13 protein-coding genes are annotated in these 12,420 nt (G+C 46.5%); 7 read left to right on the plus strand and 6 right to left on the minus strand.

Going from position 1 to position 12,420, the window contains the following annotated elements:
* Positions 1 to 465 precede the first annotated feature (465 nt).
* On the plus strand, positions 466 to 1,101 hold the full coding sequence (locus HMPREF0106_RS12395) for an RNA polymerase sigma factor (RefSeq protein ID WP_009039998.1): 636 nt from the start codon (positions 466 to 468) through the stop codon (positions 1,099 to 1,101).
* A 58-nt stretch (positions 1,102 to 1,159) separates the two neighbouring features.
* Here the strand turns inward: HMPREF0106_RS12395 and HMPREF0106_RS12390 are convergent, their stop codons facing one another.
* Positions 1,160 to 2,383, minus strand: coding sequence for a clostripain-related cysteine peptidase (locus tag HMPREF0106_RS12390; protein WP_015532674.1), 1,224 nt, complete (start codon positions 2,381 to 2,383; stop codon positions 1,160 to 1,162).
* A 15-nt stretch (positions 2,384 to 2,398) separates the two neighbouring features.
* Positions 2,399 to 3,331, minus strand: coding sequence for a glycerophosphodiester phosphodiesterase family protein (locus HMPREF0106_RS12385; RefSeq protein ID WP_009040000.1), 933 nt, complete (start codon positions 3,329 to 3,331; stop codon positions 2,399 to 2,401).
* An 860-nt stretch (positions 3,332 to 4,191) separates the two neighbouring features.
* On the opposite strand from HMPREF0106_RS12385, the gene HMPREF0106_RS25935 reads away from it, so the two are divergent.
* The 6 genes from HMPREF0106_RS25935 to HMPREF0106_RS12360 all read left to right on the plus strand — a co-directional run bounded on the left by HMPREF0106_RS25935 (position 4,192) and on the right by HMPREF0106_RS12360 (position 9,335).
* A complete protein-coding gene (locus tag HMPREF0106_RS25935; RefSeq protein ID WP_083787905.1) occupies positions 4,192 to 4,485 on the plus strand; it encodes a hypothetical protein in 294 nt (97 codons plus the stop codon).
* A gap of 32 nt (positions 4,486 to 4,517) precedes the next feature.
* Positions 4,518 to 5,531, plus strand: a complete 1,014-nt coding sequence (locus HMPREF0106_RS12380; protein WP_009040002.1) for a hypothetical protein — start codon at positions 4,518 to 4,520, stop codon at positions 5,529 to 5,531.
* 61 nt (positions 5,532 to 5,592) lie between these two features.
* Positions 5,593 to 6,183, plus strand: coding sequence for a hypothetical protein (locus HMPREF0106_RS12375; RefSeq protein WP_009040003.1), 591 nt, complete (start codon positions 5,593 to 5,595; stop codon positions 6,181 to 6,183).
* Between the two features lie 26 nt (positions 6,184 to 6,209).
* A complete protein-coding gene (locus tag HMPREF0106_RS12370) occupies positions 6,210 to 8,144 on the plus strand; it encodes a ParB/RepB/Spo0J family partition protein (RefSeq protein WP_009040004.1) in 1,935 nt (644 codons plus the stop codon).
* A 130-nt stretch (positions 8,145 to 8,274) separates the two neighbouring features.
* Positions 8,275 to 8,514, plus strand: a complete 240-nt coding sequence (locus HMPREF0106_RS12365) for a hypothetical protein (protein WP_009040005.1) — start codon at positions 8,275 to 8,277, stop codon at positions 8,512 to 8,514.
* A gap of 359 nt (positions 8,515 to 8,873) precedes the next feature.
* Positions 8,874 to 9,335 (plus strand): hypothetical protein, encoded by a 462-nt coding sequence (locus HMPREF0106_RS12360; RefSeq protein ID WP_009040006.1) that lies wholly within the window; start codon positions 8,874 to 8,876, stop codon positions 9,333 to 9,335.
* 21 nt (positions 9,336 to 9,356) lie between these two features.
* Here the strand turns inward: HMPREF0106_RS12360 and HMPREF0106_RS12355 are convergent, their stop codons facing one another.
* From HMPREF0106_RS12355 to traN, 4 genes are all read right to left on the minus strand, one after another.
* On the minus strand, positions 9,357 to 10,268 hold the full coding sequence (locus HMPREF0106_RS12355; RefSeq protein ID WP_009040007.1) for a M48 family metalloprotease: 912 nt from the start codon (positions 10,266 to 10,268) through the stop codon (positions 9,357 to 9,359).
* A 156-nt stretch (positions 10,269 to 10,424) separates the two neighbouring features.
* Positions 10,425 to 10,886, minus strand: coding sequence for a TraQ conjugal transfer family protein (locus HMPREF0106_RS12350; protein WP_009040008.1), 462 nt, complete (start codon positions 10,884 to 10,886; stop codon positions 10,425 to 10,427).
* 25 nt (positions 10,887 to 10,911) lie between these two features.
* Positions 10,912 to 11,502 carry a conjugal transfer protein TraO gene (locus HMPREF0106_RS12345; RefSeq protein WP_009040009.1) on the minus strand — a complete coding sequence of 197 codons (591 nt, stop codon included), beginning with the start codon at positions 11,500 to 11,502 and terminating at the stop codon, positions 10,912 to 10,914.
* A gap of 18 nt (positions 11,503 to 11,520) precedes the next feature.
* The gene (traN, locus tag HMPREF0106_RS12340) at positions 11,521 to 12,420 is read right to left on the minus strand and encodes a conjugative transposon protein TraN (RefSeq protein WP_009040010.1); all 900 of its coding nucleotides are present in this window, start codon (positions 12,418 to 12,420) and stop codon (positions 11,521 to 11,523) included.

The following is a 12,420-nucleotide window of genomic DNA, read 5'->3' on the forward strand; positions in this document are numbered from 1 at the left end:
GTTTTTTAACTTTTCCGGACTGTTTTCCGGGGAAGTGGGCGGTCAAAACTTCAAAGAGCAACGGGCAACTTTCAACTGGGTTTCAATTTCCGTTCAAGTACCCCTACACTAGTAAATCATTTGAGACCCCCAAAACCTTCCTTTAAAAATAGTTAATTTTGGAAGATTTCTGCATTGGTCTTCTTTTTAGCCTCCCTCCGTATTCAGATTTATAGTAACGACTTATATGTATAAAATATTACATCTACAAAAATACTCTAAACTAATTTATCAAATATGGTTCCAATACAAATTTGTTGGCATATCTCCGTGCATCCACCCGATTATCCCGTCAAATATTACAGTTCTATTGCATGAACATTACAGCCATGTAAATCTTAACAGCCCATCAATCTTTTTAATAGCTTGTCATAACTCTGAAATAACCTCTTTTTACTTTTGGGACATGAAATCCTAAAAAGAATTATGAATAAAAATCTATCAAAACAACTAAAGGAGCAGCAGGCTGACAAGATTTTGTTACAGGCTATCGCTGCATCTGCCGATGCTGATGCATTTTTAATTCTTTATAATCGGTATAGCCAAAGACTGCTACAGTATTTTTATAATGTAACGGACAATGCAGATACCGCCTTTGATTTGAGTCAGAATTTCTGGTTGAACATTTGGCAGAATGCGTCCCAACTCATTTACGAAAACATGGATTCGGCAGAAAGCCTTTTCTTCAATATGGCAACAAAACGTATAGCCGATTACTACCGTTCCCCCCAATGTAGCAAAGAAATCCCGTTGGATGATTTTCCCAACCTCTCCGACAATTACGCATCCCCTTCATCACCCGAAGCTGACTATTACGCCGAGGAGATTCGCAAGATAACCGAGAAGGTACTCAGCAAATATCCCGAATTGGACAAACAGGTTTTCATCTACCAGAAAGAGTTGGACTATCCTGCCCAACGAACCGCCAGCCAGTTCAATATCAGCATTGAAAGCATTTACAAGAAGGTATCCATCATAATGAAAGATCTGCGCTTCCAGTTCAAACTGGCCGGGTATTACTACAGCCTGCTCACGTGCATCTGCTTTTGCAGCCTATCATAGCAAACAGTCACAACCAACACAACCGATATATTCGCAGCAAAAGAAATCCGGAGATTTCTTAATCGTAGATTTCCCCCCACTCCAGGCTTTCAAAGTAATATTGATATTCCGTATTCCCTTTCCACTTCTTTAGGGGAACATAAACGCTCAATCCGCAATATTTATTTCTGTCGATAACCACATACTTGAACGAAGCCGTAGCCGCCGTATAAACAACTGTCTTTCCCAATTGTGCCTCCAGCAAGGCATCATCCGTATTTTTCAGCCTGTTCACCATATCTTTCAAATCGAAGAATACCTGCGGCACGTCACTCGTATGGTACACCTGCAATCCGCTGACATCCATTCCAGCCGCATCTGCCAGATGTCCGGACAACGCCCCATGAACCACGTCATACAACCCGTCCAGTTGTGCCGCATCCACCAGTGTGATGGTTGCCGAACGGAGCACATCATATTTCATGCCATTATAATGCTGAAAATAAGCGTTACAAGCCTGTTTGAGTCCTTCCACACCGCCGAACATATACGGCAACACCTTTGCATACGGAATACCCGATGCATCGTAGCTTCCTTCCGCAAGCACCTCCGTAGGCGAAGCTATCAGATAATCGCTCTTATACCGCAATGCATACAAAGCTTCCACACTACCCATCAGGCACATATCAAACCAGATATACTCGGCCACATGATCCGGCAGACCCGCAGCCAGCGCATCTATCTCTATCATGGTATCCACGGTCACATTGCCCGGATGAAAGTCCGGTCCGATGTAGCGTGTACGCGGAAATGCCTGTTCTCCCTTATCCGGCCATACAGACCGGGTACGGCTATAGCCGCTCGGAACCCACCCCATGGAATGTGACCACAGCACCAGCCCGAACCTTTCCGACGGAACCAGTTCCTTCGTTTCTTCAATCACCCGCACCAGCGTTTCTACATTGGCAGAGTTCTCTTCCTCATAGTTTTTCAGCAGCACCTCTTCGCCTGCCTGCGTAATCTTGAACAGACGCGGCGCTTCGTCCATCCGGTCCACATACACCACCGCTGTTCCCGCACTCCGCTTTGCCCCGGCCTTCAGTTGACTGATACTGTAGTCCACATCACTATCCATCGTGTTATCCGCAACCATATATATCAGTGTGGTATAAGAAATAGGTGTAGGCGGAAGCTCATCCTCATCATCGTCCGAACAACCGGTTAATGCGAAAAAAAGCAGGCACATCCCCGACAGGAAAAGCAGGTTATAGCCTCTGAAAAATGCAATAACAGCTGGTTTCATAACAGTATTCACTAATTATTCTTTCCCTTTATTCTCTGGATATCCCAGCCACCGCATCACGCTATCCGGCTGGTTGGTAATGATGGCATCCACCCCCAACGTCTTCAACCGTTCCGTCTCCGGCTTGTCGTCCACCGTCCACGGAGCCAGTTCCATCCCTTTGGCACGGACCTTCCCGGCAATCTCCTCCGTCAGCATATCGCTCTCCGGGCTATACACTTGCGGTACAAAGTCCAACCGCGCCATCAGTTCCTCAAAGGTAGCGTTCTTATCCTCCACCAGATAGGACAAACGGACATCCGGATATTTCTGGTGCAGATAGTTCAATGTACGCACATCAAAGCATTGCACCAGCAACCGATCACCCAGCTTCTTGCTCAACAGCGCTTTCATGCACAAGTTCGCAAACGTCCGGTAATCCGGCGAATAAATCCCGTCCTTTGACGGATCGGACTTTATCTCGATATTGTAGCTCACCGGAGCGATACCATTACTCTTGGTCAAAAGTTCCACCGCGTCAATCAAATCCGTAACCAGCGGTACGCAGCATTTCACATTCTTCCGTCGCGGATATGCAGGATTCGGAAGACTGCCCACATCATACCGTCGCAAACTGTCATACGTCATTGCGTATATCTTATAATCCTTATCCTCCCCAGCCGGAATCGGTTCCCCTTCCGGTGTCAATGCCTTAACATGGTTCAGGTAGGCATCGTGCGACACCACCACCATACTGTCCTTCGTCACGTGCAAGTCAAGCTCCATCACCGACACACCGATTGCCGCAGCATGCGTCATTGCTAGTATCGTATTCTCCGGATAAAGAGCCGCACCGCCCCTATGCGCATGCACAACGGGCAGCTTCTCCTTCACGGGTGCCTGGCATCCGCCAAGCACTGTTCCTGCCGCCAGTAGCAGGCAGACAGACAGCCATAATCTACTTTTCATAATTTTGTGTCTCTGATTATTAATATGACAAATGTAGTGAACGGATATTACGATGTCACTACAAACAGGAAAAATACGGGCTAAATTAACCGCTTTATTACAAGAGACGGACATAAACACATAAATTCCTTATCGTGAAGAAGATAAAACATTTCCTTTATGGCAGCTCATTTGTTATGTTGCTGTAACATTACCCGTCGTGAGCTGTTAATGAATGATAAATACATCACCCGACCGCCAAGCGGTTTGGTGTTTTTCAGTCCTCACCTGCTACATTTGTTCCGGCTTAATTGTAATAGATATATATTGCTTGTTCGTGAGAACGAATGCATGTATTTTTTAGAGTTTAACGGCTGGTTGTACAAAACTTCTATAAATTCAATAGGTATAGATATAAAATCAGCAAATCCGTGAGGACGTATTATTTGAAGACACACAACTGAAGAAGTGCGCTATCCCCAAAAGATAGAGGTACTTTTTTTATGGTTATAAATATCCGGCTCTTTTTCCCCGATATAGAATCCGATTATAATCATATAAATAATCCAGTCGGCACAGCCTTCCGAATCTTACTGTATTTCAGTTCTCTTTTTCCCATATATAGCCATTTCCTCATTTTTATCACCCTGTCAGTAACTTCACCTTGCGTGGTTCAGGGTGCGAAGCTACGTCCGGGTCCCCTAAAAATCTGCAAGCCCGCTTCGCGCCCTACGGGTTTTGGCGAAAATTTTTCAATCCGTCCAGCCGGGCGGTTGAAAAATTCTCACCAAAAGCCTTGCATATTTTCTCCCCGTCCGTATCTGCCCCCTGAAACGAGCAAGGTGAAGCCACCGACAAGGCATAAAAAAAAAGTCAATGTTATGAAAAAGAGAACTGAAATACAGCAAGATTTGAAACGAGGCTTCGGCTCCGCTCCAACCGGCATTAAAAATTTGGTGAAGTGGTTGTCGGTCGGTTTCATGGTCTATGTGGCAGTACGTTTCGTGTGTGCCTTTGTCGGTGGTGTAGTGGTTGGCTTGGGCGGTGGGTTGCCCATGTTGGCAGTTTTGGCGGTGGTGTTTTTCCTCATCCGTGCCGTGTGGCGCATCCTTTCCGCTTTCCTTTCCCTTTGCGTGCTCGCTCTTCTCATCCTTGTTCTTTGCGTGATACTCTGACAGAATATTAATCATTTTTAAATTAAATCATTATGACTAAAGTACATTTATTGGGAGCTAACAAAAGTTACGACAGAAGCGTTCAGACCGTTTCAGTCAATCAAGTGGTAGTATTGGAAGGCTACAGCTATGACAGCTATGTTGTGTATGAAGTAACCCGTGACAAGTGGGGAATAACCTATCATCTTGTCAATTTGCGAACACACGAGTTTCACACTTCCGACCTTATCCGGCCATTATCAGAGAAATTCGGAATAGGCATCTATTACGATGATGCGAACCCCAAGTTTTTGGATCCGTTGGAAACAGCCGCTTTACTGACCAAAGCGAAAGAGAAGAAAGCCGAAGAAGAAAAGAAAGCGAAGGAAGCAAGAGAGGAATACGAACGTATCGCCAAAATCGGTGCGGAACGTTTGCGCCCCCTTATCCCGACGGATGCAAAGGCGGTCATTATCGGCACATTGAGAGTGAACGAATGCGACAGTTATACGGACTATTACGACTATAGTATAGCAAGAACCGTCATTTTAGGCTTTTCCAAACATACACGCAACCTCTTTTCGGAAATGCGCAAGCATGCCGCCAATTTTGAGGAAACGGCCTATTTGGCAGAATATAACGCAGATTACGAACACCGTGAAAATTACAGCATGGGGGACGGCATGTATTTGGGCAGGAACAAGTACAGCGGTTGGACGATTGAGAAAGAGCCTATCTGTGACCTTGAAAAGTTCATAGAACGGTATGCGCACACCGCAGGGGATGAAGCCAACCTTTGCATGAAAGCACCGCAGAGGGAAAACGAAGCACAACAGCCGACAGCAACCGCAGACCCTTCAACCCTCAGTCTTGAAATCGTGGAATACAGCGAAAAGGCGATTGCCGTATTCGGTGACACCAAGCCAATAAAGGACGTTCTGAAAAACTTGAACGGTCTGTTCCGTGCAAACCTCACTTATAAGGGCGAAAGGCGTGCAGGGTGGATATATTCCAAGAAGCAGGAGCTGAAAGTAAGGGAAGCACTCGCCACGTGCATCCGCGTATGACAGCATGAACGGCAGGGCGGAACAATCCGCCCCGCCTATCAAAGAACCAAAAAGTAACGACATGAGAACGGAAACAAGAACATACACCCTCTATCGGATAACAGAGTTATCCGAGGAAGCCAAGGAAAAGGCGCATGGCGAATGGTTATACAATCGATACTTTTACGGTTGGACTTACGAGAACCGCCAAACCCTTGATGCCTTTTGCGAACACTTCGGTATCGTGTGCCGTAATTGGAGATATGACGCATGTAATTATAGCTATGACTACCGCAGCAGGCAGGAAGACTGCATAGACAGCCTGAGCGGTTGGCGGTTGGTGGCCTATCTGATGAACAACCATTGGAACGACTTGTACACCCGAAAATATTTTTGGAACGGAAGGAAAGGGAGAGAAAGCAGGATATTTGTAGATACCTGTTGTCCCCTTACAGGCTATTGTATTGATAACGATATTCTCGATCCGATTTATCGGTTCTTGAAATCCCCCACCGGGAATATCACGTTTGATAACCTTATGAACAAATGTCTCGACAGCTTTTTCCGTGCTTGTTGGGATGATATGGAGAGCACCCAGACTTTGGAATACTTCACGGAAGAAAGCAACGCCAACGGTTGGGAATACCTTTCAGACGGAAAACTATTCAATTAATTATCAACATTTAAAAACTTACCATTATGAAGACGAACAAAAAAGTACAGAAGAACAGCGTACAGAAATCAGAGAAAGAAAATGCAGTAAAAGTAACTGCTTTGGCAGTTATCCCGAAGCCGATAATGTTACTCACACCGCAGGACGTGCCCACGGCTACCGAAGTGACGGCCCCCCTCGAAACGGCAACCGTTCCCACCGTTACGGAAGAAACACCGCAGCAGGTCACGTTCAAGACACCGCTTGCAACGGCCACAGCCGAAACAGACCTTGACATCACCACCATACACCCAAGCACGGACAACCACCGCAAGACGTTCAATGACGCATCATTGCAGGAACTTGCGGAAAGCATTCGGGAAGTGGGAATCCTGCAGGCCATTGCGGTACGCCCACGCACGGAAGGCGGTTATGAAATCATATACGGTGAACGCCGTTACCGTGCCTCATTGCTTGCAGGAGCAAAGACCATAAAGGCGACCATATATAATAATGTGACGGACGATGAAGCGGAAGACATGTCGTTAAGCGAGAACTTGCAGCGTGAGCAGGTACGCCCCACTGAAGAAGCAAAAGCGTTCAAGCGGTTGCTTGAAAAGGGCAGATATGACATGTATTCACTGACCGCCCGTTTCGGACGGAGCGAGAAATATATCTATACCCGATTGAAACTGAACGAACTCTATGCGCCTATCGGTGAACTGTTGGACAATGAAACAATCACTGTCAGCGTAGCCGAGGAGATAAGCACCTATGAACCCGATATACAAAAGGACGTGTACGAGAAGCACCTCAAAGAGGGGAACGGTGAGGATTGGACGGGATATACATTGAATCTCTTCAAAAGGTACTTTGAAAAATACTATACCACCGACCTTGGGCAATACAAGTTCGACAAGACGGAATGCAAGGCATGCGTACACAACGCAGCCAATTACAATCTCTTTGCCGAGCATAACGGATGCGGACACTGCACAAACCGCAAATGTCTGGAAACCAAGAATGCCGCCCATGTGGCAAAAGAGACGGAGAAACTTTTGAAATCCGATCCGAAGTTGGTTGTCGCACGCCCCTACTACGGAAGCCGTAACGATATGGCACTACAGAAATTGGACAAGAAAGGGCATGAAATCAAGGAACTTGACTACAACGTATCGGCAAGGGAATTTCCAAAAGCCCCCGAAGCACCGAAGAAAGAGCAGTTCACCCAAGCGAAAGAGTACGAACAAGCGGTGCAGACATTTGAGCGCAGAAACGAGGAATATGCCCGAAAGGTGGAGGAACTTGACCGCATGAAGGAGGAAGGCAGGATAAAGACCTATGTGAAGGTAGGGCAGACGGAACCCGAACTCTGCTACGTGGAGATAAACAGGAAGGAAACCGCCCCCGTCACTATCGGGACATTGCAGGAGAGGGACAAGCGTTTCAAACAGCTTTCTATCGAAAAGACCGTTGCCGACACGAAAAAGATTGTCCGGGAGAACGACTATCCCGAAAGTCCGTTCACGCAGTACGAGGACGGCATGATTTATTTCGTCATGCTTACCCAACTGCAAAGGAAGCATTTTTCGCTTTTTGGCATCAAGGACCAGCCTTTCGCATTGGACGAGAAACAGCGGATGAAAATCGTTGCCAAACTGACGGACGCACAAAAGACGGTAATCAAACGGGACTTCATCAGCCACTTCCTTTGTGAGAACGGCCACGGAGACAACAACGCATCCAAGCTGTTAAGAGACTTCGCAAACATGCACTTTCCTGACCAGTACGGACTTGCCAAAGCCACCCACGAGGAAGAATATCAGAAACGGCATGAACGTTTGGAAGAAAGGATAAAGGAAATGAAGAAAGCGGAAAAGAAAGCAGCCAAAGAAGCGGAAAAACAGCAGACGGCAGAAAAGACGGAGAAGAAAGTCACCGCCCCGAAAACGGAGAAACCCGAAAGCGGAAAAGCCGCCTGAAGCCGAACAGAAAGCATGTGCCGGAGACAACATCCGGCACATCTTTTTCACCGCCCTCCAAGAGAACAGAGGGCAGGGCCGGACGACCCCACCCACACCGCCACCGTAAAACCTTTAAAAATATCAGCATATGAAATATATAAAAATGTCCCCTAACGTGGAGTATTCCACCGACAGGGAGTTTTTCCTTGAACATCAAATCCTCTGCATCGTGAGCAGGGAAGGTACAAAGTTTTGCAGTCTGGTAGAGAACCGTCTGTTTATGCGTTCCCAAAGCCGCCATATCAGCAAGCAGATGCAGATGCATATCATGTGTGAAATCCACAAGGACATCTGCCGCCTTCGCTATGGCGGCGAACCCGTGGACTGACCTGCCACACCCCACACCTGAATACTTCCTCTTAAAAAAGTCGGGCAATCCCTATGCGGTTGCCCGGCTTTTTTCTATTTTTGCAGGGTTGAACCAAAAAAGAAAGTTATAAGATTAAAGATTTTGAATGATAACATATTAGAATAGCTTTTAGCTGTTTGTTCTTACTCTCGAAACGACCAAATTCAATGCAGGAGAATAAACGGGCAGAGTCCTTGTCATACACAAATGGCACGGTCTTAACTCGTTTCCTGCATGGGTGCTTGGTCGTACCGGAGAGTAGAACCTGTTAAGTTCCGTGCTTTTTTGGTACATAACAGGAAGTTACGGACAAGGTATTACTCAAAAATCACAGGAAGATGTACAACAAGAACGTTGCCATTACCGGCAGTATCATTGAAAAGACAACCAAATACGACCAATTCAGGGAAGATAAAATCCGTATGGAACTCTACCGGATAATCCTTCCACTTTATAATGAAGGTTATCGCACATTCACCTGCAATCCGCATTCCTATATCGGATTATTAGGTGCGGATACGATAGTCATGCTGCGTGAAGCGGGCAAATGCCCGGAGATAATCCTTTCAGTAGCCATACCGGAAACCGCTTTTCCGGCAGATACCGACAAGGTGTATCGTGCCCTGTATGACGACCTGATAAAGCAGGCAGACAATAAAAAAATACTTCCGGAAAAAGAGTTTTTTGGCAATGCGCTTGTCGGCGGTCATATCATCTGTTATTACGATGACTTTTCCACAGAAATGCAGCAGATATGCGCATCCGGTACTCCCTATACCAATATCCGTAAAATGATATAGGCACACATTCTTTACCGCAGGTTACAGCAGTTTCTCCAGCCGTGCAATCCGTTTTTCGGTGGACGGATGCGTACTCATGATATATTCGGTGAAAGTCGGATGCTCACCGTAAACGTCTTCCGTCCTTTTCAACCGGCGGAGGAAAGAAAGCAATCCTTCGCCGCAACCATATTTCACTGCATAGGCATCACAACGGTACTCGGCATATTTATTGATATTCACGTCAGTTATCCGGCTGATGCCGTATATAATCCGGTGAAGCAGTTTGTAAACGGCCCACCATAACTTCGCTATGAGTTCACCTACAAGGCCCAAAGCCGGAACCAATGCGAACACCATGCTGCCAATTATCCCGAATATCAGAGCCGGAATAAGAAATATACCATAAAGGCAGCGGTAACCGAACGACTCCATCGAGAATAAAAGCACCTGATAGACGAAGTCGTAATGGGAGATATGCCCCACTTCATGACTGATGATGCCCTTCAGCTCCTCATCCGAAGCTGCGGCGAGTACTCCGCCCGTCAGTCCTATCGTATTGAAACCGAATGCGGCAGCATTTACCCGTGCGTCATTGTTACGATAAAGTTTCAGCCTCCGGTTCATACCCATTTCTGAAAGCAACCGTTCCAGCCTCATGCGATCGGAACTGTTCAAAGGACGGTATCCTTCTTTTCTGCGTAGCACCCACACATTTAGCGGAGAAATGGAATAAAGGATGAATAACAGCAAAAGATAATACGGTAACGTATTGACTAAATACGGAATCACCCCCTCATCAAACAGCCCCGGTATATATGCCGGCCATATATGGCGCAAGATTGAAAGTAGCAATGCGTAAAACACCGTAATAAAGACAAAATTCACTATCGTGACATAAGCCAGCAGCAACAGCTTGCTGATGATACGGAATATTCTGAGTGTTGTTTTCATGCGTATATGATTGAACTATTAACTTCCGGCTAAATATAAAAACAAATTTTGTGCAATCCGAAACAATTACTTATTCATTTGTTTTCATTAAGCAAATTTCATAAAACAAAGACGACAGGTTTCCCCACCGTCTTTCTTGATAGATAATGGTAGCAGTTATTCCTTTGCCATAGTGTTTTCTAAATCGAACGTCACCGTCATTTCTCTTTCCCTGCCAAAATTATCCCGGACAAAGAATTTCAGTTCCGAACGTCTGGCGCTTGTCGAACGGTAAAAGAGGGTGAATATCTGCCTGACCGGATTTTCCGTATCCAGTCCCGGCACCTCTGCCAGCGGCCTCACTTCCCGGTTCACAAGTTTTATGCCTTCACTATCGGACACTTCTCCCTTGCCTTCCATCTGGATGTAACCTATTTCATACTCCGCCTTTTCATAGTCCCCTTCACGGTCAAGATAAAAGCGTATCTCCACCGTTTCACCCGTTGCAATCTGCTTTTGCAGATACCATGACGAGAGGCTGAAATCATAATCCTGCCGGATGTCTATCCCGTCGTTACAAGAATTGAAGGCCAGCGCCGCAAGCAGTGCACCTATACATTTATATAATACGTTTTTCATTTTTTGTTTCTCCTTTCTCTTTTTATTAGTTAATAATAAGGCGAACGCCCAATCCTATCTGGGTATGGAAGTTACCCGCATCCGTTCCGAAGAGCGCCCTTTCCTTTACCTGCATCAGCAGGATAATCCGGTCTGTCAGCCAGACATCGAAAGCCGCCGTCAGACCGCCGCCATAAATAAAGCAGTCACCGTTTGTCACCGCCGCTCCGTCAGGAAGCAGGGAGGTTCCCCAGTTGACTGTCTCGAAGCCGCCCAAAACGGAAAGTCCGATACGGAAACAGACGTTCCGGCCCTTGTCCGACAATACGGGAATAAAATAGCCGAGTTCCCCCGTGAACTGCGCTTTGGGTATTGCCTTATTTTCGTAGGTGTACTCCTTTATCTGATAATCCAGACCATACAGCCAGCAGGTACGGTTACGGTTGGTATGTGTAAAGGCCAGCGAGGTGAAGTAGTGGCGTTCGCCACCACTCTTCCATGAAAGGAAATGATTGACTCCCCCTGTTGTAAATTGTACACCCGTCTGTCCCGGCAGGTCACGCTGCGCGTATGCTTCGCCCGCAAAGAGCGACAACATGGCAACTGTCAGTATGAATAGTATTCTTTGCATATACATTATATTATATATAGGTTATTATTTCAGATGCAGTTCACTGATTGGTTTTGCCGCCACAAGGTCTGTGTTCTCTATGCGGAACGACTGGTGACGGGCACCGCCCTTTTCGTAAACCTCCACCACGAGCAGTTTGTCATCCGGCAGGGTGAGCTTGGGCAGCACGAATATACCCCGCACCGTGGCTTTCCCGTCCACCGTTATCAGGCGGTTGTATGTCCTTACAGGTTCTATGAAGTTCTCCTGCATGGCCGTGCGCTTGGCTACTTTCTTGTCCACCACTTTGAAACGGATATAGTCAATGTCGAACGATATATCCGAACTGTTGCGCAGGGAAGTATGCAGGTACAGCAGGTCATTATTGATATAAAGCCCTTTGAGCAGTGTCTGTATGCCGTACTTCTTGCAACCGATATGCCTGATGTCCCTTTTGTTCTTCTTATACAGCGTGTACATGATACGGTTCACCACCAGCGGTGTCTCCCCGCCGAGTTCTTTCAGCTTCACGAACATGCGGTCGCCCGCAATCCCGCCTTCGGGATTGTCCCGTAGCCAGTCTTCCATCTCAATGGAAAGTTGCGCTGGTTCGTCCTTATAAACCACATTAAAAGAATAGAAACAACCGTCGGCAGTGATAACGGAGAAGTTCGTTTCCCCTTCAAAACCTTTCACCGCCGCCTTGATGCGTACTACATTTTCCGCTCCCGTGGCCTTGTCCGCTATGATGTCGAACGAGCCCAAATCCACATATTTCACTTCGGAAGGGAAAAGGATATGTACGGTTTTCTGAAAAGTCACCTCAATCTTATGCGGTGAGATAATCTGGTTGGTGGGGAAAATCTTTGTTTCCACCGGTTCCTGCGCCTTTACCGACAATACGGTTAAAAGTATGACTAATGATAAAATAATTCTTGTCTTCAT

It is taken from the genome of Bacteroides sp. D22, assembly GCF_000163675.1.
In the GTDB taxonomy this organism is placed as follows: Bacteria; Bacteroidota; Bacteroidia; order Bacteroidales; family Bacteroidaceae; genus Bacteroides; species Bacteroides xylanisolvens.